Source organism: Streptomyces sp. P9-2B-2 (assembly GCF_030406865.1).
Classification (GTDB): domain Bacteria; phylum Actinomycetota; class Actinomycetes; order Streptomycetales; family Streptomycetaceae; genus Streptomyces; species Streptomyces platensis.
On record NZ_CP129126.1, the window covers coordinates 2,042,586 to 2,064,836 of the forward strand.

Below are 22,251 nucleotides of genomic sequence, written 5' to 3' on the forward strand. Positions count from 1 at the left end.
CCGCCGGGCCGGAAAGTGCGCTGGTGAGCAAAGACGCGACAGCAGCACAGACACCGGACGACGCTCCGGCGAAGACGAACGGGGCGGCCCCCGGTGGCGAAAGCCTGCGCCGGGTGGCAGTGGCCTCGTTCATCGGGACCGCCATCGAGTTCTACGACTTCTACATCTACGGGACGGCCGCCGCGCTCGTCCTCAACCAGGCGTTCTTCCCGACCCTCGACCCGGTCAACGCCACCCTCGCCTCGTTCTCCACCTATGCGGTGGCGTTCGCCGCGCGGCCGCTCGGCTCGGTGGTCTTCGGCCACTTCGGCGACCGGGTGGGCCGGAAATCCGTGCTGGTCGCGTCGCTGCTGCTGATGGGGCTGTCGACGGCGTGCGTCGGACTGCTCCCGGGGTACGGCACGTGGGGCATCTGGGCGCCGCTGCTGCTGATCGCGCTGCGCTTCCTCCAGGGCATCGGGCTGGGCGGGGAGTGGGGCGGGGCCGCGCTGCTCGCGGTCGAGCACGCGCCGCGCAGCCGCCGGGGGCTGTACGCGGCGTTCCCGCAACTCGGCCCGTCCGTCGGGTTCTTCGCGGCGACCGGGGTGTTCTGGCTGCTGTCGTCCGCGCTCGACGACGCGGCGTTCCGCTCGTGGGGCTGGCGGGTGCCGTTCCTGCTGTCGTTCCTGCTGGTCGGCGTCGGGCTGTTCGTACGGCTGAAGATCAGTGAGACACCGGTCTTCACCAAGGTGCTGGACGCCCAAGAAGCGAGCAAGGCCCCCGCCGTCGAGGTGCTGCGCCGCCATCCGCGCGAACTGCTGCTGGGCGCGGGCGGGATGATCGTGGCCTACGGCCTCTTCTACACCGCGACGACCTACTGCCTCGCCTACGCCACCGGCACCCTCGGCATCTCCCGCAACACCATGCTGGGTCTCTCCCTCGTCGCCTGCCTCTTCCTGGCGGCCGGCACCTGGCTCGCCGCCACCCGCTCCGACGCCGCCGGCCGCCGCAGGCTGATCCTGGCCGGCAGCGTCCTCGCGGCGGTGTGGGGCCTGGTGCTCTTCCCGCTGCTGGACACCGGCCGGCCGGCACTGATCGCCCTCGGCATCGGTGGCGCGCTGTTCTGTATGGGCGTGGTGTACGGCCCGATGGGCGCCTATCTGCCGGAGCTGTTCAGCGCGCGGGTCCGGTACTCGGGAGCCTCACTCGCCTACAACCTCGGCGGCGTCCTGGGCGGCGCGGTGGCCCCACTGGTCGCCACCCGTCTCCAGTCCGCGTACGGCTCGTCATCGGTGGGCTGGTACGTCAGCGCGATGGCGGCCGTCTCACTGCTGTGCGTCCTGGCCCTGCCGGAGACCCGGGAGCGGGAACTGGTCTGATCCGCCAACGCCCCCGCGCGCTCACGAGCTCAGCCACCACCGGCCGCTCTCCCGGGAGAGGGCGTCCCACAGGAGGTTGAGGGGGTGGCCGGGGGCGTAGGAGTCGCGTTCGCCGTGGCGGGTGAAGACGCCGACCAGTACCTGAGCAACAAGACGCCCCCCGGCCTTCGCGGCTGGGGGGCATTCTTCGTTTTGCCGACCGAGCGTCAGCCTTGCGACTGCACCAACTGAGAGGGATCGTCGAGCCAGGCGGCCTGGCCCTCCTGCGTGATGGTGAGCCCGAATCGCGTGTGGTCAGGCTGGCCCTGTTCCACCCACCACCAGTACGCCTCCTCCGTCTCGTCCCACAGTCGGCGTGGACCCGACTGCCAGACCCGCGCCTCCTTCTCTCCGTCCCGGAACATGACACACGCCCAGGACTTGTCGCTCAGTCCGTAGAGCCACACGGGGCGGGCGTCGTTGCGCTTGTCGGCAACGGCCCTGGCGCAGTCGCGGACGCGGAGCCCGAGGGCGAACGGGAGGGCGGTGTACTTCCCGGTGAGGAAGTCGCCCTCGGGAATCGCCGTGGTGGACGTGCCAGCGTCCTCCATCGCCCCCGCGGCGAAGTACTCGTCATGCTTAGGTCGCGCCAGTCGCTGCGACCGCAGCTTCATGAACTCCACCGGGCGGGTGAAGTGCCCAGACGCCTCCCCCTTGCTCACGGCCAAGCGGGCAACAGCATCCGCGTGGGAGAAGTGCGTGCCCCACGGCGCGACGATGAGGCCACCCGGACGGGTCTGCTCGATCCACGTGCCCGGGATTTCCCGGAGGGCGACAGTGGCCAGGATGCGGTCGTAAGGGGCGTTGTCCCGGTAGCCCTTGAAGCCGTCCCCCACGACAACTTCGGGATACAGACCGACAGTGCAGAGGCGTTCACGGGCATGCCGCGACACAGCACGGTCTACCTCGATCGTGGTGACACGGCCATGTCCGCAGCGGTGGAACAGGGCTCCGGACGTCTCGCCCGTGCCAGTGCCCACATCGAGCGCCTTCATACCCTTGTCCACATCCAAGGTCTGCAGGAGTGCGTAGACGACCGAGGGCATGGACGACGAGCTCGTGGACACCTTCCCCGGCTGGGTGCCGGAGTGCTTGCCGTCGTCCCACTGAGTCACGATGGGGATGTTGCTGTCCGCCGCGGCGTACCAGGTGTCCGGGTCGACGACCCGGTCCACGGGGAGGCTCTCCCCGGTGTCCATGTCGAACGGCCACATCAGGTCGGGCAGGAAGTTGGCGCGGTCAACGGCCGCAAATGTCGGAGCCCAGTCCGACGACATCGAGCACGATTCGAGGAGGGCGCGCCCCAGCTCCTTGCGGCTGGGGCGCGCCTCCTCCTGCGGAGAGTTGAGCGTCACTTGCGGTGCGTCCCGTCGCCGGGCGGGGTGTCGCCGTCAGGAGAAGGGGGCTCCTGGGGCGGCGTCCAGGGGGTGCCGGGGTGGCCGTCGCCTTCGTCACCGCCGGCAGCGTTGATCGCCTGCAAGTTGATCATGTCGCGTCCTCGCCTTCATTCAGTTGGATGGTGCTCTTCTGTGCACCTGCCCGGCAGTCGAGCTCAGCTCGGAGACGACCGGACAGGCGTGGAAAGGCTCGCCCCGGGAGGGGCGGGGAGCCACTGCCCGCACGGGGGCGGGCGCGCCAGCCAGGGCGAGCCTGCTTATGGCGTCCGCATGGCCAGACTCATTCCGATCACCAGGCCGCACGAGGCGCTGATGGTGATGATGAACAGGGCTCCGGCGAACCGACCGATGGCGCGCATCACAGGACTGTCCGACTTCTGGCGCTGCGCACAGCGTTGCGTGCGCTGAGCTCCTCGCGTGCGCTCGGGGGGATCACATTGTCGGGTCTGGCATCCCATTCGCGACCGCCCGCGAGGGGCCTCAGCTGGACCCTGCCGCCGAGCTTGCCCATGACGACACCGATCAGGTCTGTCTTCAAGTCCTTTACCAGATCGCCGATTTCGAGTTCGGCCTGCTGAATGCTCGCCATGACCACGAAGATATGCCTACTCAGAGAGGCGCCCCAGACACGCAGCGTGGCACTTCTCCGGCGATCCGACAGGAAGTGCCACCTTGCATGGTAGTTAGCCGGTTACGCCCAGGTGAGCGGCCATGTCACGCATGTCCGTTGTCAGCGTCCTCTTACGGCGCGACAGGATGTCGTCCATGACGTACCGCGCCATGGACTGATGCTTCAGCCACTCCGGCGAGGTTCGGCGGATGGCGTTGAGCTCGTCCATGGCGTCCTGGTGCGACCCCAGCTTCGAGTGGGCCCTGGCGACGTCCAGACGGTGCCGGTCCCAGTTGTTCGCACTCGGCCGACCGAACCGCTTCAACGCTTTTGCCCCCACTGGGCCCTCGTCGGCGCGGCGGAGCACTCCGCGGGCGTCCCCGATCAGGGAGAGGTCCTCGATCGCCTTCGCCTCGGCAGTCACAGGCCCGAAGGTGGTCCAATGCTCCCGGAAGTTGACGTGCTCGACATTCAGGGCGCTCGCGGCCGTCGCAGTCATACGCCGAGCCTCCTTGGCCACGTCTGGGCGGTTATTGCGCATCGCCGCGGAAGCAACGCGCTGGAGAAGCTCGCCCCACACCGCCAACTCACCTGGTGACGCACAGGAGATCCGCGGCTCGACCTCGGATGCCGTGACGGTGGCCAAGCGCTCGGCTTCGTCGAACCGGTCCTGGCGCAGGAGCAGCCAGCCCATGCCCACGACGCCCGTAGCGGCAATGAGCGTGTGCCCGGTCTCCCTGGCGTCCCGGATGCCCTGAGAAAGGGCGTGGTAGGCCATGTCGTACCGCCGCACCTGAGTCAAGTACTTGCCGGCGAGCAGGAAGGAGCTCGCACGCAGGATGGTGGCCTGCTGGCGGGCCTCTTCGTGCCCAGCCAGCACGACCGCGGCCTCGGCGGAGCGCAGGATGGCGGGCAGCTTCTTCGCGACCGAGTCGTAGCGGTCTGCGTGGTACAGGCTGTGCGAGTCGTCAATGTCTCGCCGGATGGCTGCGAGGTCGGGGGCTTGGCCCTGCTCGGTGAGCACTTCCGACAGCCCGATGGGTGGCATGAGTGCTCGGCGCAGTTCCATCAGCTTCGGGCCGTCGCCCGCATTGGAGCGCACAGGCTCCGGCGACTCGCTGGCGAAGAGGCTGGACGTGGTGGTGCCCAGGGCGCGCGCCAGCATGTGCAGGGTCTCGACTTGAACATTCCCGCCTTGCTCGACCTTGCGGACGACGCCCACGGACAGGCCGGCTTCCTCGGCGAGTTGTTCCTGGCGCATGCCAGTCCGCCGACGATGATTGCGGATGTTCTCTTGCAGCGACGACATCGAATCACCTCCCGTTCAGCGTAAGCCGGTTGGGAGTACTGCAAGGCCCCCTCCCATTGCCGAGTGGGCTTCCCGACGCCCGCCCCGGTCAACGGCGCAAACTCGTCTGAGGCGCCCCCGCGCGCTCACGAGCTCAGCCACCACCGGCCGCTCTCCCGGGAGAGGGCGTCCCACAGGAGGTTGAGGGGGTGGCCGGGGGCGTAGGAGTCGCGTTCGCCGTGGCGGGTGAAGACGCCGACCAGTACTTCCGTTTTGGGGCCCACCTCTCCGACGAGTTCCAGGGTGCGCAGTCCGCCGGCCTCCGGGAGGCGGCCGTCCGCCGCCGCCTCCCCGATGCCCCGGGTGACCAGCATCGCGCCGCTCACCACCCCGGACCGCAGCAGCTCGAAGCCGTAGTGCGCGGCCTCGATCTCGGCCGCGATGGAGAGGCGCTGGCAGTAGTCGGGGCCGTACCAGGCGGTCAGGAAGCGGCCGATCAGCCCGCGTGCGGAGACGACCAGCGGCAGCCGGGGCAGGTCCTGGGCCGCGAAGGAAGTGCCGGGCAGCCGCTCCGGCGGCAGGTTCGTCAGCAGCGACAGCCCACTGCGGCGCCACTCCATCACCTCGTACGGAGCCAGCAGTTCCGCTTCATCCCGCTCGGTGACCACGACGCTGCCGCAGACAAGATCGAGTTCCTTGGAGCGCAGTTTGGTGAAGAGGTCACCGGTGCGGACATGGGTGACCTTGAGATCGACATCGTCGCGCTCATAGTCCTCGGTGACCCGTTCCACCGCGTCCAGCAGAAAGCCGAGTGTGTAGCGGGTGGTGCCGACGGAGAGTGTCCGGCCGAGCCGGCGGCGGGCGTCGTGCACACCGTCCGTCCACTCCCCCAGCGTGCGGCGCGCCATCACGACCAGCGCCTCCCCGGTCGCGGTGAACAGGGCGTCCCGGCCCCGCCCCTGCTTGAGGACCAGTTCCTCGCCGCACAGCGCGGCGAAGGTGCGGTTCATGGTGTCCAGCTGCTTCTGCACGCTGGACTGTTCGCGGCCCAGTCGGCGGGCGGCGCCCAGCGCGGTACCCGCCTCGTGGACGACGATCAGCGTGCGCAGCTGGTCCATGGTGGTATCCAGCAGCTCCGTCGGGTACTGCTGCGGACCTGACAAGGCCATGCCTCGCTTTCCCCTCCCCTGGAGTTCAGAACCCTGAAGCATAACCCCAAGGGAATCCGCCCCGAGGGCAGTCGGCGTGCCCGGCACGGGAGTTGGGCCCGCCGAGGCACCCGGCCGGCGCGCACGAAGGCCCCGGGGTCATACGCCCCGGGGCCTTCGGTGGTGCCGCCTTCCGTCTACCGGTGGGTGGGGAACTCCACCACCTGCTGATAGGTCGGCCGGTTCTGCCAGCTGATGGTGGCGTGGGTCAGGCCGCCCACCGTGCGGTGGATGATGGCGTCCGCGCACCACTGGTCGCCGGCCTTGCAGCTGTCATCACCGGGGTAGACCTGCTCGGCCGTCTTCCCGCTCGCCTGCTGGAGCGTGGTGAGCAGGGTGTCGCGGCAGGCGGACAGCTCACCGCTGCCGCAGAACTGCCGGCCCAGCGGCCCCGCCACCTTGTCGCCGAGCACCTCCCGCAGATCCTTGTCCGCGTAGCTCCACCAGCCGTACTGGAAGGCCGATCCGGCGTGCGCCCCGGTGGGGCCGTGGCCCGCCGACGGTGATTCGTCGATACCGAGGTTGGCGCGCAGTGCGTCGTAGAGGTCGCCGCCGAGGCCCGGCTTGAAGACGGCCTCCGTCATCAGCGGCCACCAGGCGTCCATCAGGCGGACCGCGTCGGGGTGGGTGTAGGTGTGCGAGCCGGCGGCGGTCTCCCGGCGCTGGGCACCGTCCTTGCGCCAGGCCTCCAGCTGCTGGACCGCGGTCTTCAGCTTCGGGTCGGTGACGGGCTTACTGTTGAGGACCCGCAGGAGTTCGGGCAGCACGTCCTCACCGCGCAGATCGGTGACGGCGGCCTCCCCCATGGCACGGGTCAGCGACGCCCGGGTCACGCCGCCGTCCTTCGTCAGCGCGCGCACCCGGTCGTCCAGCAGATTGCCGCGGTGCACCGAGCCGTTGCCGTAGCCCGCCGAGTCGTAGTCCTTGGCCTGCTTGTTGTTCCACGAGATGTAGTAGTCCTGGTTGACGGACTGCGGGTGCTGGGCGGGCGGGGTGTACTCGGTGGTGTTGGTCTCGGGGTCGTAGCCCTTCCACTCGTAGGCGTCGTCCGCCTTGACGGGCAGGGCCGGATCGACGTCGGGGTTGCGGACCGGGTTGAGGCCGCTGTTGTAGTACGCGATGTCGCGGGAGTCGGCGTAGAACCAGTTGAAGGCGTAGTCGATGTGCTCGGCGGCCTTCTGGAACGACGTGGCGTCCCGCACGTAGGACGGGTCGTTGAACATCTGGAAGCCGATGATCGAGTCGGCCTCGTGGCGGTAGGTGGAGCGCTGCGCGGTGTAGGCGACGGGCTTGCCGTCGACGGTGGCGCGGTGGGTGACGGTCCCGTACTTGGTCCGGAAGACCTGCATCCGGTAGGAGCCGGCCGCCGTGGGGTCGGCGATGGTGGGCTTCCAGGAGTTGGTGCGCTCCAGCTTCTCCATGGGGACGCAGGCGCCGCGGTAGCGGTAGGAGGTGGAGTCCTTGGTGGGCGCGGAGCCGTCCGCGTTGCACAGCTCGACCGCGAAGGTATCGGTGATGTCCTGGCCGGCGGAGGTGGCGCTCCAGGAGTAGTCCTGGCCGCGGCCGAGCTGGACGTACATCCCGACGCCCGCGAAGGAGGCGCCGCGGGCACTGATACCGGGCCCCTGGATCTCCTGGAGCATCAGCAGCTGGGGCGCGAAGTAGCCGGTCTGCGGCCCGAAGACGGCGACCGGGTGGCCGCTCGCGGAGTGTTTGCCGGACACCAGCAGGGCGTTGGACATCCCGCGGTGCTGGGTGGGATCGAAGCTCCCGTCGGGCAGCACCCCGTCCTTGAAGAGGCCCTCCAGCTTCTTGTACTTCTTGGGCGCCTTGACCGGGTCCCGGGGCGGCGTCCCGCTCTTGGTGGTGGCCGCGCCGGTGCGGTCGAAGACCAGGGGTTCGGGGGTGACCGAGCCGCGGTCCGGCAGCGCCGTGCCCTTGGCCTTGGCGGGCTTGACGGCGTACGGGAAGCTGCTGCCGTCGTGCAGGGTCTTGGCGGCCTCGGGGTCGTTGCGCTCCCGGAAGGACTCCCAGACCTCGGTGCCCTTCTCGACGCCGTACTTCTGCTGGGCGGAGAGCAGCGCCAGGGCCGAGGGGACCTCGCCGCCACCGCCGTTGCCGAAGAGACCGCCGACGACGGAGGCCAGGGCTATCAGGTCGGTGAGCTTGAAGGGCTGGATCTCACCGGCGTTGGTAATGGCGTCGACATGCCCGGTGAGCACGTACTCGCCGGGGAAGTAGCGGCCGTTCTTGGACTGATCGCGGTAGGCGTTGATCCCGTCGACATAGGCCTGGGCGTCCTGCATGGCCAGCTTGCCGCGCTCACCGTTGGTGTCCCGGATGCGCTCGACCTGGGCCTGGAGATCGTCCTCGGTGTACGGCGCCTGCGGCCAGAACTGCTGCTCCAGGCCCTGGTTGGCGAGCGCGCCACCCGCGAACGAGGTCAGTTCGCCGCGGCCGATGTGACGGAAGAGGTCCATCAGCCAGAGCCGGTCCTGGCCCGCGGCGTAACCGGCGCCGAATTCGGTGCCGTAGCGGGTGGTGCCCTTGATGTGCGGGACGCCGGTCTTCTTGTCGCGGGTGATGGTCACGTCGTCGCGGGGCGTGCTGACCTTGCCGACCTGGTCCGCGGGGACGCCGAAGGAGGCGTCGTTGAAGAAGTTGCCGAGGGTGTCGTCGGTGAGCGACTGATAGCCGCTCGACAGCGCGCCGTACGGGCCGAGTTGGTCCGTGGTGTGCTCGGGGTGGGTGCCGAACAGCTTGTTGCCGAGGATCTCCACCAGGGTGGCGTTGCCGGTGGCGCCGGGCGGCAGGATGTCGCCGCACTGGCCCCGGCAGTAGTCCTGGGCGTCCGGCGGCGCTGCGGCCGCGGTGGGGGGCGGTGCCAAGAGCGTGGCGCCCAAGGCGAACAGGGCTGCCGCGGCGGCAGTCCTGAACCTTCCGGTACGTCGTCGCATTGCAGCTCCTCGATGGGGGTCCCTTTGGGGAGGGCGGGCGGGACGTTACCGGCGGTTATCCCCGGCCGGAAGATGAACAACAGTCAACTTTTGCTCTTCCGCCGGAAGATCGGGCCCGTGCCGCGGCGATACTTCGGAACATCGCCGACAAGGCCACAAAAAAGTTCGATGGATCCAAGTGGGGGCAGGCTACGTCTCATCCCCGTCCAGTCGGATCCTCCCCACGGAGGTGGGAAGAAATGGCCGGTTTCAGAGCCCTCGCAGAGCAGGTCCGCAATCCACGTCTCGTCGCGACGCAGCGACGCACCGCGCTGCGCAAGTGCCTTGAACGCTTCGCCCCTTACGGGCACCGGGCGACCTGGCACCATCTGTGCACCCGGGCCGGTATCGCGACCCAGGACCGCGATCCCGATCCGGAGCGGCTGATGGCCGCGCTCGCCGAGCTGGAGGAGGCACGCACGCTCTGGCTCGCGTACGAGGAGGAGTGCGCCGCCCGGCGCCGCAAGGAGAAATACCACGGCATCCGCCAGCCCGGCGCCCTCGACGAGTGGCACCGGCGGACCTGGGGCGGCTGCGACATCGTGCCGTGCGAATCACCGCAACGGCACCCCGCGGCCCGTCTCGCGGTGGTCCTGCGCCGCATGATCTCCGCGATGGAGGCCGGCCGGCCCCGCCGCGACTGCCCGGTGTGCGGCAGCACCCACTTCGCCTGGCTCCCGGAGTCCCCGGACTCCCCCGCCTCCGGCCCGGCCTGCCGCCAGTGCGGGGTGCTTGCGCCGGTCTCCGTGCTCACGCCCGAGGTGCTGATGGCCGCGGACCGAGTGCACCGCGCGGGGGCGTTCGCGGCGGCCTGAGCAAGCCGGAGAGGCCGCACCGAACGGCCGGGTCCGGACGCTGTCAGACCCTGCTGCCATCATGAGGGCATGCTTCAGGTCTGTCTCAACGGCCCTCGGACCGCGGCCGGTTCCGGCGCCGTACCGATGTCACCGGCCGCCCTGGCCGCTGCCGCGCAGCAGGCGGTGGCGGCCGGTGCCGAGGATGTCCATGTCCATCCCAAGACCCCGTGCGGCCAGGATTCGCTCTCACCACAGGTGGTGGCCGCGGCCCTGGAGGCGATCCGGGCAGTGGTGGACGTCCCGGTCGGGGTGACGACCGGTGCCTGGGCCGAGCCGGACCCCGAGCGCCGGCTGGCGCGGATCAGTTCCTGGACGGTGCTGCCCGATCACGCGTCGGTGAACTGGCACGAGCCGGGCGCCGACGCGCTCGCCGCGGCCCTGCTGGAGCGCGGCGTCGGCATCGAGGCCGGCATCTGGGCGGGCACCGCCGGCGCCGGGCTGTTCGCCCGCTCCCCGCTCGCCCCCAGGGTGTTGCGGGTGCTGGCCGAAGTGATCAGCACCGAGGCCGGGACCGATGTGGGCACCGACGCCGATTCCGCGCCGGCCACCGCGCGCGAGCTGCTGGCCGCGCTGGCCGGTGCCGCGCCCGGCCGCCCGGTGCTGCTCCACGGAATGGACGGCGGAGCCTGGCCGGTGCTGCGGCTGGCCGGCGCACTGGGTCTGGACACCCGGATCGGCCTGGAGGACACCCTCCTGCTGCCCGACGGCCGGCCGGCCCGCGACAACGCCGAGCTGATACGCGCCGCAGCGGCCGCGATGAGCGGCCCTCCCGGCGGCGCATGAACCGCCCGTTCATATGCGGCCTTTACGCCCCGGTCCGGAAACTGAGACAACTGTGCACGGGCTGACCACCCGCACCGGCATCGCGCCCGGCGGGCACCGGCCCCGCCCGTACGGCACCAGGCCGCACGAGCGCCCTCCCCTCATGCCGTGAGGGCATGGGAGGTACTCCCAGGAGAAGGTGGACGTCCATGGCCGAACTGCACGATCTGACCGCGCTCGAACAGGCCCGGGGAATCCGGTCCGGGGACCTCTCCCCCGTGGAACTCACCGAGCACTACCTCACGCGGATCGAGCGGCTCGACGACACACTCGGCGCCTTCCTCACCCGGACCCCCGACATCGCCCGCAAACAGGCCGCGGACGCGGAGAGCGAGGCCACCACGGCCCGCCGCGAGGGCCGTGAACTGCCGCCGCTGCACGGCGTTCCCGTGCCGGTGAAGGACCTCAACCAGGTCGCGGGGGTGCGCTGCACGATGGGCTCCCGGGCGCTGGCCGAGCATGTGCCGGCCACCGACGACCATGTGGTCGGCAAGCTGCGGGCGGGCGGCACGATTCTGCTCGGCAAGACCAACACCCCCGAATTCGGGCTGCCCTGCTACACCGAGAACGGCCTCGCCCCGCCCGCCCGCACCCCGTGGGACCTGGCGCGCTCGGCGGGCGGTTCCAGCGGTGGGGCCGCCGCGGCGGTGGCGGGGGGCCTGGCGCCGGTCGCGCACGCCAGTGACGGCGGCGGCTCGGTCCGGATACCGGCCTCGGTCTGCGGGCTCTTCGGCATCAAGCCCAGCCGCGGCCGGATCAGCAGCGGCCCGATGCTGCACGACATCTCCGGCCTGGCCACGTCGGGACCGCTGGCCCGTACGGTCGCCGACGCGGCCACCCTGCTCGACGTCCTGGCGGGGCCGATGCCCGGCGACCCCTTCGCGGCGCCGTCGCTGCCGCTGGGCGAGACCTTCGCCGACCACGCCCTTCGCGACCCGGGCCGGCTGCGGATCGCCTGCCTCACCGAGGCGCCCGTCCCCGGTATCGAGGTGCACCCCGACTGCCGCACCGCCACCACCGACACCGCCGCCCTGCTGACCGGACTCGGCCATGAGGTCGAGGAGTTGACGCTGCCCGCCGACGACAGCATCCTGCTCGCCTTCACCCGCGTCTGGTCGGTGCTGGCCGCGAGCCGCCCCGTGCCGCCCGCGGGCGAGGAGCTGCTGATGCCGCTCACCCGCTATCTGCGCGACCGCGGCGCCGAGGTCTCGGGCACGGACTTCACCCGCTCGCTGTACGCCTTCCGGATGCTCGCCCAGTCCCTGGCCGACGGCCTGATGCCGCCGGGCGGCTATGACGTGATCCTCTCGCCGACCCTGGCCGCCCCGCCGGCCGAGGTCGGCGCGCTGCGCAACGACGCCGACCCGCAGGCCGAGTTCGACGCCCTCGGGGCGTTCACGCCGTTCACCGCGCTCTACAACGCCACCGGCCAGCCCGCGGTGAACGTCCCGTTGCAGTGGAACGCCGCAGGGCTGCCGATCGGGGTGATGCTGGCCGGCCGGTACGGCGACGAGGCCACCCTGATCGCGCTGTCGGCGCAGCTGGAACAGGCCCGCCCGTGGGCGGGACGCACCCCGTCCGTGTGGTGACCGACGCCGGACCGCGCGCGCCCGTCCCGCCCCGGGACGGGCACGTCCGCGCTCAGCTCTCGCCCGTGCAGCACTCCTGCTCGTCCGGCAGCCCCGGGCCGCTCCCCGGCTCGCCACCGGCGCGCCGCTCGGCGCCCTCCGGGTCCTTGGCGCTCCGGTCGACCCGCAGCCGCCGCGCGCCGGGCCCCTGCTCGCCGAGGTTGTCGTACGGATTGGACAGCGCGCACTTCTCCAGCGAGAGGCAGCCGCAGCCGATACAGTCGGTCAACCGGTCGCGCAGCTCGACGAGTTGACTGATCCGCTCGTCCAGTTCGGAGCGCCAGACCTCGGAGAGCCGGGCCCAGTCGGCGCGGTTGGGGGTGCGCTCGTCGGGCAGCTCCGCCAGCGCGTCGCGGATCACCGCGAGCGGGATGCCGACCCGCTGTGCCGCCCGTACGAAAGCGACCCGGCGCAGCGCGTCACGGCTGTAGCGGCGCTGGTTGCCCGCCGTCCGGGTGCTGCTGATCAGCCCCTTGGACTCGTAGAAGTGCAGCGCGGACACCGCGGCGCCGCTGCGCGCGGAGAGCTGGCCGACGGAGAGTTCATGAACCTTGTACGGAAGCTGGGGCACGGTTCAACCCTAGAGCTTGTCCGACACTGGGCCATCGGACCGGCACCGGTCGTGCGGCCATTGACAGCGGGGGCTCGCACTCCGCATTCTGAGCAAGCGCTTAGTAAGCGTCGGCCGATGCGCGCCAACGGCGGACGGACCCCCGAGGAGGCAGACGAGAGATGGCAGAGCCCCGAGTGTTTGGATCGCTCGACGAACTGCGGGCCGCGGTCGGTGAGGAGCTGGGCACCAGCGACTGGCTGGAGATCGACCAGAAGCGGATCGATCAGTTCGCGGAGGCCACCGGCGATCACCAGTGGATCCATGTGGACCCGGAGAAGGCCGCGGCCGGCCCGTTCGGCACCACCATCGCGCACGGCTATCTCACGCTGTCGCTGCTGCCCGCCCTCGTCCCGCAGCTGATGCGGGTCGACAACGTGAAGATGGGCATCAACTACGGCACCAACAAGGTCCGCTTCCCCGCCACCGTGCCGGTCGGCTCGCGGCTGCGGGCCACGGCCAGGATCGCGGAGGTGACCGAGGTGTCCGGCGGCGTCCAGCTCGCCACGGTCGTGACGATCGAACGCGAGGGCGGCGACAAGCCGGTCTGCGTCGCGGAGACGGTCAGCCGCTTCTATCTGTGAGCGGTGGGCCGCCCCGGCCGTGTGACCGGGGTGCCCGCCTCCGCCGCGAGGCTCCCGGCCGGCGCCGGGGGCCTCGCGGCCGCGCGCCCTAGGCGACCGGCGCGCCCACCATGCGCAGGACGAGGTCGGCGTAGAGCGTGCCGACCTCGTCGGGCGTGCGCGGGCCGTCCGCGGTGAACCAGCGGGCGACGTCCACACACAGCGACAGCACCGCGAGGGTGGTGCCCGGCACGTCGTCGGCCCGGAACTCGCCGCTGTCCGCACCGTCCTGGATGATCTGCCGGAGCAACCGGTCGGTCCGGCGGCGCAGTCCGGCGATCTCGGTGTAGTGGTCGGGGCTCAGCGCCTGGAGTTCGTACTGGATGACCCGGGCGGTGGTGTGGTGCTCCGCGTGCCAGCGGGCGAAGGTGCGGACGGCGTCGCGGAGCCGCTCGGCGGCACTGCCCCCGGCCTCGGCGGCGGCGCCCATGATGCGCAGCGCCTTCTCGTGGCCGATGCCGCTGATGCGGTAGAGCAGCTCTTCCTTGGTCTTGTAGTGGATGTAGAGGGCGGCCGGGCTCATCCCGGCGCGGCCGGCGATGTCACGGGTGGTGGTGGCGTGGTAGCCGCGTTCGGCGAAGGCCTCGACGGCGGCGCTCACCAGCCGTCGCGCGGCGTCCGGGGTCACCCCGGCCCATTCCTCGTTCTCCTCTTTGGCCCGCTCCGCCGCCGCACCCATCGCGCACCCCGCTCCTCGACCCACCAGGGACCCTCCTCTGACGGATCGAACACCATATCGCGCCGCTGAGCAAGCGCTTAGGGCCCGGCGGGCGGGCCGCGGCCCCGCGGACGTACGGGCCGGAGGGCTTCTTCACGATGCCGCGGTCGACCTGTTCGGCGCGGTCCCAGGCGGTGGCGTACGGGGCGATCTCGCGGTCGGTGAAGTCCTTCGCGAGCTGCCGTACCGCGGTCCGCTCCGCGCTGAGCTCCAGGTTCATCTCGGGCCCCTTGTGGACGGGAACAGTTGATTAGCACTGCTAGTTTTTGGTGGGCAGCCTCTACTATGTGCGGCATGGCCCGACCCCGCAAGCCCCTTCTGAGCCGCGAGCGCATCGTCTCCACGGCGCTGGCGCTCATCGACGCCGAGGGGCTGCCGGCACTCTCCACCCGGCGCCTGGCGGCGGAGCTGGGCGTGAGCGGGCCGTCGCTCTACAACCACTTCACGACCAAGGACGAGATCCTCGACGCGGTGGCCGACACGGTCATCGCCGAGGTCGATGTGTCGGCGTTCGAGACGGGCACGGACTGGCGCGCCGGGCTGCTCGACTGGGCCCGCTCCTACCGCGCGGCGCTCGCCGCCCATCCGCATATCGTGCCGTTCCTGGCCCAGGGCCCCGGCCGCCGCCCCGCCGGCCTGAAGATGGCCGACGCGGCGTTCGGCGGGATGGTCGGGGCGGGCTGGCCGCCCGCCCAGGCCACCAGGGTCTGCGCCATGGTCCGCTACTTCGTGGCCGGCTCCGCCCTGGGCTCGTTCGCCCGCGGCTTCGTCGACGACCCGAGCGCCTACGACCCCGCCGACTACCCCCACCTGGGCCAGGCGCATCTGCTGGCCGAGCATCAACGCCAGGTGGACGAGGGCGCGTTCGAGACGGGACTACGGGCGCTGGTGGACGGCCTGGCGCTGCAATTCCCTGCGCGGCCCGCCAAGGGCTGACTACCGTAAGTGTTCTGGCCATTACGGGAATTGGCCGGTTGTGGAGGAGGTCCCATGCCGCCGAGAAGGGTCGTCACCGGACGGAGCAAGGAGCCGCGCAAGCGGTTCGCGGAGGAACTGCGCTTACTGCGTGCACAGAAGGGCGACAGCCTGCGCAAGCTCGGTGAGGTGCTCGGCTGGGACGCGTCACTGTTCGGGAAGATGGAGAGCGGGAAGACCATCGGCAGCCCGGAGGTGGTGGAGGCACTGGCCCAGCACTACGGGGCGGAGGAATGGCTGCTGACGCTGTGGGAGTTGGCGGTGGGGGATCCGACGCAGTTCAAGGAGCAGTACCGCCGCTATATGTCGCTGGAGCAGGAAGCGATGAGCCTGTGGCAGTACTCCGTGAGGAGGCCGCCGGGGCTGCTTCAGACGCCTGCGTACGCACGTGAAGCGCTTGCGGCGGGCGGCCACAGAGGCAAAGAGCTGGACGAGCAGGTGGACGCGCGGGTGGACCGGCGGAATCTGCTGGAGGGCGAAGACCCACCGCCGTTCCGCGTCATCCTCTGCGAAGCCGTGCTGCGGAACTCGCTGCGCAACCCTCTGGAGTGGCGGGAGCAGTTGCACCACCTGGTGGACGCGTCGGAGCGCCCCAACATCACGCTTCACGTCCTGCCGTTCGGCACTGGCCCGCATGGCCTGGACAGCACGGATGTGATGTTCCTGCGGCTGCTGGACGGCAGTACCGTGGCGTACGTCGAGACCGACGTACGCGGGGAACTGATCGAAGAAAACGACAGGGTTGAGCGTTTGCAGCGCACATATGATGCGGTGCGCGACCTGGCGTTGTCCCCGGCCGAGTCGCAGAAGTTCATCACGCGATTGTTGGAGGAAATGCCGTGCGAGCCATTGACCTGAGCAGCGCGACGTGGTGTAAGAGCTCCTACAGCAACTCCGACGGCGGCAACTGCATCGAGATCGCCGACAACCTCCCCGCTCTCGTCCCCGTACGCGACAGCAAGAACCCCCAAGGGCCCGCGCTCGTCTTCAGCGCCGCCGCCTGGGGGTCCTTCGTTGCCGCCGTGAAGAGCAGAGCCGTCTAGAAGACGACCAGCGCCCGCCCGCCCTTGCCCGCCAGCATCGCGTCGAAGGCCGCCGGGATGCCGTCGAGGCCGATCCGGTCGGTGACCAGGGCGGAGAGGTCGAACGCGCCGGAGCGGATGTGCCGGGCGATCAGCGGGAGGTCGCGGGCGGGGTCGGTGTTGCCGTAGACGCAGCCGGAGAGGGTGCGGCCGAAGTAGAAGAGTTCCAGGGCGGAGAAGGACACCTGCTGGTCCTGGCCGCCGATGCCGACGACCGTGGTGCGGCCGCCGCGGCGGGTCGCCGACCAGGCCGTACGGATGGTGTCCGCGCGGCCCACGCACTCCACTGCGACATCGGCGCCCAGGCCGCCGGTGAGCTTGCGGATGCGCTTGGCGGTGTCGTCGCCCGCCACCAGGAACTCGGTGGCCCCGGCCGAGCGGGCCAGCTCCTCCTTCGCCGGTGAGACATCCACCGCCACGATCGGGCCGGCGCCCGCGATCCGCGCCGCCTGGAGCGTGGCCAGGCCCACCCCGCCCACGCCGAAGACCACGACCGACTCCCCCGCCCGCACCTGGGCGCTGTGGTGCACGGCGCCCCAGCCGGTGAGCACCGCGCAGCCGAGCAGCGCGGCATCGGCGAGCGGCACCCCGTCCGGCAGCGGCAGCGCGGCGCGTGCGCAGACCACGGTCTCCTCGGCGAACACGGCGGTGCCCAGGCCGGGGTAGAGCTCGGTGGCGTCGTCGGCGCGCCGGGCGTACGGGGCGTTCGCGGCGAGGCCGGAGTGGGCGCACAGCCAGGGCTCGGACAGTCCGCAGAAGTGGCAGTCGCCGCAGGACGGCGCCCAGTTGAGGACGACCTGGTCGCCGGGGGCCACCGTGGTCACGTCCGGGCCGACCGCGGTGACGGTGCCCGCGCCCTCGTGCCCGAGGACGGCCGGGGCGGGCTGGCGCAGGGTGCCGTTGGACAGCGACAGATCGGAGTGGCAGACCCCGGCCGCGGCCAGCCGGATACGGACCTGGCCGGGGCCGGGCTCGGGCAGCTCGATCTCGGTGATCTGGAGGGGGGCGTTGACGGCGGGCAGTACGGCGGCGCGGACCACAAGGACTCCTCGTGCGCAGGGCGGCGGGGCGGGGTGGCGTGGTGGGGGCGGTGGCGGCCGCCCCCACCGGCCGGACGGATCAGAACTGGAGGGACTTGGTCTGGAGATATTCGGTCAGGCCGTGCGGGCCCAGCTCCCGGCCGATGCCGGACTGCTTGTAACCGCCGAACGGGGCGAGGGGGTTGAAGCGGCCGCCGTTGATGTCGACCTGCCCGGTGTGCAGGCGGCGCGCGAACGCGACGGCCTCGGCGTCGTCGGCCGCCCAGACCGCGCCGGCCAGGCCGTAGACGGTGTCGTTGGCGATCCGGGCGGCGTCGTCCTCGTCCTCGTACTCCAGGATCGACAGGACCGGGCCGAAGATCTCCTCCTGGGCGATGGTCATCTCCGGGGTGACGTCCGCGAAGACGGTCGGCGCGACGTAGTAGCCGGGGCCGGCGCCGGGTGCCTCCGGGCCGCCCGCCACGACCCGCGCCCCCTGGGCGATGCCCTGCTCGATATAGCCGCGCACCCGGTCCCGCTGGGCGGCGTTGACCAGCGGGCCGAGCCTCTCGCCGGGGACGTACTTCGCGGCGGCCGCCGTCGCCAGCTCCACCGCCTCGGCGTAGTGGTCCCGGTGGACCAGCATCCGGGTCCAGGCGCTGCACGTCTGGCCGGAGTTGGCCATGACGTTGGCGACGCCGACCGCGACCGCCTTCGGCAGGTCGGCGCCGGGCAGGATGACATTGGCGGACTTGCCGCCCAGCTCCAGCGCCACCCGCTTGACCGCGGCGCCCGCCAGGGCACCGATCCGCTTGCCGACGGCCGTCGAGCCGGTGAAGGAGACCAGATCGACCCCGTCGTGCTCGGCGAGCGCCTGCCCGGCGACCGGTCCGAGGCCGGTGACGAGGTTGAAGACCCCCGCGGGTATCCCGGCCGCATCGACGCACTCCGCGAAGAGCTGGGCGACCAGCGGGGTGTCCTCGGCGGGCTTGAGCACCACCGTGCAGCCGGCCGCGAGCGCCGGGGCGGCCTTGGCGACGATCTGGTGGAGCGGGTAGTTCCACGGCGTGATCGCGCCGACCACGCCGACCGGTTCGTGCAGCACGGTGGAGTTGCCGAGGGTCTCCTCGAAGGAGTAGGTCCGGGCCAGTTCGGCGTAGGAGCCGCAGACCGCGACCGGCACCCCGGCGTGCACCGCCGTACTGAAGGCGTGCGGTGAGCCGAGCTCGGCGGTGACCGTCTCGGCGATCTCCCCGGTGCGGGCGACGAGTTGATCGCGCAGCGCGGCCAGCCGGTCCGCCCGCTCCCCGGGCGGGGTCGCCGCCCAGCCCGGCAGGGCGGCACGGGCGGCCCGCACAGCGGCGTCCACATCCCGCGCGGACCCGGCCGGGACGGTGCCGATGACCTGCCCATCGGCCGGGTTGACGACCTCGATCACCCCGCCGCCCTCAGCGGCCCGCCAGCTTCCGTCGATGTACATCGCGTCGTGCTGCTTCACGTCGTGGTCCTCCCGCGGCGGCCAATGGTCATCCGCTCCCAAACTAGCGCCGGTAGTTTTGCCCGCGCCAGGGAGCCCGCCACACCCCCGGGGTGACGGTCACCACGAGCGGCGGGGAAGGCCGGCCTCATCCTTACAGCGTGGTTCACGGGCCGGGAGCGCGGCCACGCGCCGGCCCACCGATGCCGGCCGCTCCGCCACACCCGTCCGAAAACGACCATTCCACGTTGCGGAAAGGCACTGGTGGGGGTCGGCTTCGGGATCCGGCATGGAGATCGTTCGAGACAACGATTCCCTATTTCTGGAGAACACATATAGAAACCTTTAATGTGTCACCCGTCAGCATCTATACGGCTGTTGACTGCTAAACGGGGCATGTTCAGATATCCGCCAGATACCTCATCTTGCGGATGACTTGTCGGATCTGGTCCAGGGGGACGAACACCGAGGCGGGACGCACACCACAGCGCACCCCCGGCGGCAATGACGGAAGGCGGACCGAGCCTCTCGGCGAGAGGCGAACTCCTCTCCTCCTCAGCAACATTCTTCGCTTCCCCCTGCCCAGCGGTGTCCCCGGGTGCGAACCAACCCGGGGACACCGCACCCATCCGTCAGGTACCGCCCACAGAAAGCCCAGATCAGAAAGGTGCATCCATGTCACGTATCGGCAATGCAAGGGAGTTTCCCGTAACTCGCGCAACCGTCGCAGCTCACGCCACGAGACCCAGAGCGGGAAGAAGTTTATGATCAAGAACATATACACCGCCGCACGTACCGTGGTACTCGGTACAGCAGCGGTGGCTCTCATCTTGACGTCCACGGGCCCGGCCACAGCTGTTCCTGGTGAGCCCTCGCCCTCCTTCTCGGGCCGTCCCGCTACGGACAGCTCCGCCGGAAAGTCCACACCCTCAGATGACGGGCCGAAAGCGACTCCGCAGGAGATCGCGGAGGCCAAGGCCGCCGAGGCGTACTGGACCCCGGAGCGCATAGCCATGGCGGTTCCGGCCAATCCCGACAAGGGGGCCGGAAAACAAACGTCACTGGGGGAGATGATGAAGTCGCCGTCCCGCTTTGATGACAGGGGCGTAGCGACCACCGGCGTCTTCCTCATCAGCCAGGACGACGACCCGCAGTCGGATCCCGGGAAGCGGGACCAGTTCTGTTCCGCTTCGTCCGTGACCTCGCCGACCAAGTCGCTGGTCATCTCCGCCGCTCACTGCCTCAACGACAACGACCGCTTCCGGAACCTCGCCTTCGCCCCCGGGTGGAAGGTGGATCCGAAGGACAAAAGCAAAGGCATTGCACCTTACGGCGTCTTCCCGATAAAGCCGGGGAAGATCTGGCTCGACGGCCGCTATCTCTCTCAGGGTCCCGCCAGGGCCGATGACCTCGACTTCGCCTTTCTGAAGACCGGTCCGAACTCCAAGGGCCAGTTCCTGGAGAACGCCACGGGGATGGGTAACGAACTGACCACCCTCCCCGCCACCGGGAATCTGAACCAGAAGAACGTCACCCTGATCGGCTTCCCTGGTTCCGCCAAGTCTCCGCTGGTATGCCCCTCGACCGAGACGAAGGCATACGACGACCGGTTCCTGGAGATCGCCTGTGACGGGTTCGCGCCGGGTGTGTCCGGCGGGCCGTTCCTGCGGAACTTCGACGGCAAGCGGGGAGACCTCATCGGTGTCATCGGCGGCTACAAGACAGGGGGGAAGTTCGAGAACATCTCCTACTCCTCGCAGTTCGATGCCGATGTGGTGCGCCTGTACAACCAGGCGGTGAACGACTACCCGCCGGACCAGCCCTCGGGGATCGCCGGGATGGGTGACGCCGGAATGTGGCGCCATGCCACCACGGCCGCTACCGGCCAGTTCCACACCTCGTCGCAGAAGACGAAGGACGGCGACCTCATCGTCAAATGGTCGGACGGCGAGGTGACGCTCTATCCAGGCGACCAGGCCCAGGGGTTCCACACCGGCTGCTCTGCGGGGCAGCCCTGCGAAACTCAATTGGCGAAGCCCAACAAGTTATGGGCCGAATACGCGGACGTCATCACCGCCGGCGACTACACGGGCTCCAATGCCTACGATCTCATGGTCAAGTGGGTCGACGGAGAGGTCACGATCTACAAGGACATCGACGAGAAGACAAAGCTGCCCACCTCATCGGACGAGCACCCGTCGAACGAGATCAAGGTGGCCGCTTCCGGCTCCACATGGAAATTCGCCAAGGGTATCGCCACGGGCAAGTACGGCGGCAACGCATGGGCCGATGACCTGGTGGTCCGCTGGGTGGACGGTGAAGTGACGAAGTACACCAACGTCGATGGATCCGGATTCCACGCCGAACAAAAACTTCTCGCCCCCAACGATCTGTGGAAGAACCACGCCTCGATCATTGCGGGCGGCGACGTCGACGGGTCCGTCAACTCCGACTTCGATCTCTTCGTACGCTGGGCGGACGGTGAGCTCACCCTCTATGAAGATCTGGGTGCCAACGGACTCAAGAAGGAGAACAAGATCAAAGGCCCGAACGACTTGTGGACGCACTCACGTGTGATCGTCCCTGGCGAGTTCGGCGGGAACCTGTGGGAAGACGATGTCTTCGTCCGCTGGTCCGATGGCGAGGTAACCATCTACGGGAACACTCAGGCCGATGCCTTGGGCCGCGAATATCAACTCGTCCCTCCGTCGGCCGCATCTGCTCTCGCTCCTGGAAAGCAAGCCGGCAAAGAGTCATGTGACACTGAGTGCGGCCCCGGTCGCCTGCGCCGCCTGACCGCACGTTAGCCAGAATCCTTCGCACGCCGATGGCGGGAGCTCTCAACGGGCTCCCGCCATCGGCGAACCCACATCCTTGAGGCCCACATGCGTCTGCGCCCGCTGTACCACTTCGTCCCGCTCGGCGCCGCCACGGCGTTACTCCTGTCCGGCTGCGCCGACGCGGCGCAGCCGGAGACCGCGGACCGGCGCACCCCGTCGGCGAAACCCTCAAAGACACCCAAGGAGCAGAAGACCTCGGCACCGGACAGCGGCAGGCCATGGGAGCCCGACGACGCCATGCAACGCGCGGAGCGGGCTTTGGACGCCTACGACGAGGACGGCAGCACAGTACAACGCGCCGACTCCGGGTCCGCGTTCCTCGCCGACGGAGTGCGCAGGACCTTCCGGGCCCCCGGGAAGCGGTGGTACCGCCTCGACCTCACCTGCGACACCGCGGGCGTCGAGGAACTCACCCTGACGCTGAGCCGTGGCGACGCGGAACAGGCCTACGGAATCGGCTGCGGGGACCCTGAGGCCGATCAGTTCAACATTCCCCCGGGCGCCCCCTTCACGGCCCGCGTCGACGCGGTGCGGAGTGGCACCGGCCTCGTCCTGTGGCGGCTGAACACCGTCGCCCGGGAGGACGTGGACGGCTGTGACGACGACATCGACGGCTGCGGCGGCTGAACGCGGGACGCCTCGTGCTCCGTTGCCGGTCGAACCCGGTCGAACCCGGTCGGCACCGGCCGAAGCCCGAAGAGGCG

At 70.0% G+C, this 22,251-nt stretch carries 20 protein-coding genes and 2 pseudogenes; 10 read left to right on the forward strand and 12 right to left on the reverse strand.

Translation table 11 applies throughout. The features are described 5' to 3' along the window. Nucleotides 1-23 precede the first annotated feature (23 nt). Complete coding sequence (locus QT196_RS08835; protein WP_290354703.1) at nucleotides 24-1,358, forward strand: MFS transporter; 1,335 nt, start codon at nucleotides 24-26, stop codon at nucleotides 1,356-1,358. A gap of 21 nt (nucleotides 1,359-1,379) precedes the next feature. Here QT196_RS08835 and QT196_RS08840 read toward each other — a convergent pair. From QT196_RS08840 to QT196_RS08870, 7 genes and pseudogenes are all read right to left on the reverse strand, one after another. After that, nucleotides 1,380-1,502: pseudogene (locus tag QT196_RS08840) on the reverse strand (LysR family transcriptional regulator); the annotation flags it as partial. A gap of 62 nt (nucleotides 1,503-1,564) precedes the next feature. Then, complete coding sequence (locus QT196_RS08845) at nucleotides 1,565-2,752, reverse strand: methyltransferase domain-containing protein (protein WP_266735888.1); 1,188 nt, start codon at nucleotides 2,750-2,752, stop codon at nucleotides 1,565-1,567. Then, nucleotides 2,749-2,886 (reverse strand): hypothetical protein, encoded by a 138-nt coding sequence (locus QT196_RS08850; protein WP_266735886.1) that lies wholly within the window; start codon nucleotides 2,884-2,886, stop codon nucleotides 2,749-2,751. Before QT196_RS08850 ends, QT196_RS08845 begins: the two co-directional genes overlap by 4 nt. A 266-nt stretch (nucleotides 2,887-3,152) precedes the next feature. Next, a complete protein-coding gene (locus QT196_RS08855; protein ID WP_266735884.1) occupies nucleotides 3,153-3,383 on the reverse strand; it encodes a hypothetical protein in 231 nt (76 codons plus the stop codon). Nucleotides 3,384-3,477: 94 nt separating this feature from the next. Continuing rightward, on the reverse strand, nucleotides 3,478-4,713 hold the full coding sequence (locus QT196_RS08860; protein ID WP_290354704.1) for a helix-turn-helix transcriptional regulator: 1,236 nt from the start codon (nucleotides 4,711-4,713) through the stop codon (nucleotides 3,478-3,480). Nucleotides 4,714-4,838: 125 nt separating this feature from the next. After that, the gene (locus QT196_RS08865) at nucleotides 4,839-5,861 is read right to left on the reverse strand and encodes a LysR family transcriptional regulator (RefSeq protein ID WP_266735880.1); all 1,023 of its coding nucleotides are present in this window, start codon (nucleotides 5,859-5,861) and stop codon (nucleotides 4,839-4,841) included. A 176-nt stretch (nucleotides 5,862-6,037) separates the two neighbouring features. Further along, a complete protein-coding gene (locus QT196_RS08870; protein WP_290354705.1) occupies nucleotides 6,038-8,857 on the reverse strand; it encodes a penicillin acylase family protein in 2,820 nt (939 codons plus the stop codon). A gap of 239 nt (nucleotides 8,858-9,096) precedes the next feature. On the opposite strand from QT196_RS08870, the gene QT196_RS08875 reads away from it, so the two are divergent. From QT196_RS08875 to QT196_RS08885, 3 genes are all read left to right on the forward strand, one after another. Then, nucleotides 9,097-9,711 (forward strand): hypothetical protein, encoded by a 615-nt coding sequence (locus tag QT196_RS08875; protein WP_168478391.1) that lies wholly within the window; start codon nucleotides 9,097-9,099, stop codon nucleotides 9,709-9,711. Nucleotides 9,712-9,780: 69 nt separating this feature from the next. Then, nucleotides 9,781-10,536 (forward strand): 3-keto-5-aminohexanoate cleavage protein, encoded by a 756-nt coding sequence (locus QT196_RS08880; RefSeq protein WP_290354706.1) that lies wholly within the window; start codon nucleotides 9,781-9,783, stop codon nucleotides 10,534-10,536. A 188-nt stretch (nucleotides 10,537-10,724) separates the two neighbouring features. Continuing rightward, nucleotides 10,725-12,164: an amidase gene (locus QT196_RS08885; RefSeq protein ID WP_290354707.1), complete on the forward strand. Its 1,440-nt coding sequence runs from the start codon at nucleotides 10,725-10,727 to the stop codon at nucleotides 12,162-12,164. Nucleotides 12,165-12,216: 52 nt separating this feature from the next. On the opposite strand, the gene soxR is transcribed toward QT196_RS08885, so the two are convergent. Continuing rightward, complete coding sequence (gene soxR / locus QT196_RS08890; RefSeq protein WP_290354708.1) at nucleotides 12,217-12,774, reverse strand: redox-sensitive transcriptional activator SoxR; 558 nt, start codon at nucleotides 12,772-12,774, stop codon at nucleotides 12,217-12,219. 161 nt (nucleotides 12,775-12,935) lie between these two features. Between soxR and QT196_RS08895 the strand changes: the two genes are divergently transcribed. Further along, nucleotides 12,936-13,397 carry a MaoC family dehydratase gene (locus QT196_RS08895; RefSeq protein WP_168478394.1) on the forward strand — a complete coding sequence of 154 codons (462 nt, stop codon included), beginning with the start codon at nucleotides 12,936-12,938 and terminating at the stop codon, nucleotides 13,395-13,397. An 88-nt stretch (nucleotides 13,398-13,485) separates the two neighbouring features. Here QT196_RS08895 and QT196_RS08900 read toward each other — a convergent pair whose 3' ends face one another. Next, nucleotides 13,486-14,115, reverse strand: a complete 630-nt coding sequence (locus tag QT196_RS08900; protein WP_190140999.1) for a TetR/AcrR family transcriptional regulator — start codon at nucleotides 14,113-14,115, stop codon at nucleotides 13,486-13,488. Nucleotides 14,116-14,242: 127 nt separating this feature from the next. After that, a pseudogene (locus QT196_RS08905) lies at nucleotides 14,243-14,374 on the reverse strand (acyl-CoA dehydrogenase family protein); the annotation flags it as partial. A 74-nt stretch (nucleotides 14,375-14,448) separates the two neighbouring features. On the opposite strand from QT196_RS08905, the gene QT196_RS08910 reads away from it, so the two are divergent. From QT196_RS08910 to QT196_RS08920, 3 genes are read left to right on the forward strand one after another with little or no spacing between them, the layout of a single operon-like run. Then, nucleotides 14,449-15,090 (forward strand): TetR/AcrR family transcriptional regulator C-terminal domain-containing protein, encoded by a 642-nt coding sequence (locus QT196_RS08910; RefSeq protein WP_168478396.1) that lies wholly within the window; start codon nucleotides 14,449-14,451, stop codon nucleotides 15,088-15,090. 54 nt (nucleotides 15,091-15,144) lie between these two features. Continuing rightward, nucleotides 15,145-15,987, forward strand: a complete 843-nt coding sequence (locus QT196_RS08915) for a helix-turn-helix transcriptional regulator (RefSeq protein WP_290354709.1) — start codon at nucleotides 15,145-15,147, stop codon at nucleotides 15,985-15,987. Then, the gene (locus tag QT196_RS08920) at nucleotides 15,969-16,172 is read left to right on the forward strand and encodes a DUF397 domain-containing protein (RefSeq protein ID WP_290354710.1); all 204 of its coding nucleotides are present in this window, start codon (nucleotides 15,969-15,971) and stop codon (nucleotides 16,170-16,172) included. Before QT196_RS08915 ends, QT196_RS08920 begins: the two co-directional genes overlap by 19 nt. On the opposite strand, the gene QT196_RS08925 is transcribed toward QT196_RS08920, so the two are convergent. Further along, nucleotides 16,169-17,251: a zinc-binding dehydrogenase gene (locus tag QT196_RS08925; RefSeq protein ID WP_290354711.1), complete on the reverse strand. Its 1,083-nt coding sequence runs from the start codon at nucleotides 17,249-17,251 to the stop codon at nucleotides 16,169-16,171. The two genes, QT196_RS08920 and QT196_RS08925, sit on opposite strands and share 4 nt — an antisense overlap. A 79-nt stretch (nucleotides 17,252-17,330) precedes the next feature. Then, entirely contained in the window at nucleotides 17,331-18,728 is a 1,398-nt protein-coding gene (locus QT196_RS08930) for an aldehyde dehydrogenase family protein (protein ID WP_168478400.1), read from the reverse strand. A gap of 743 nt (nucleotides 18,729-19,471) precedes the next feature. Here QT196_RS08930 and QT196_RS08935 point away from each other — a divergent pair. After that, nucleotides 19,472-21,514, forward strand: a complete 2,043-nt coding sequence (locus tag QT196_RS08935; protein ID WP_290354712.1) for a hypothetical protein — start codon at nucleotides 19,472-19,474, stop codon at nucleotides 21,512-21,514. Between the two features lie 78 nt (nucleotides 21,515-21,592). Beyond that, a complete protein-coding gene (locus tag QT196_RS08940; protein ID WP_168478402.1) occupies nucleotides 21,593-22,174 on the forward strand; it encodes a hypothetical protein in 582 nt (193 codons plus the stop codon). Nucleotides 22,175-22,251 lie beyond the last annotated feature (77 nt).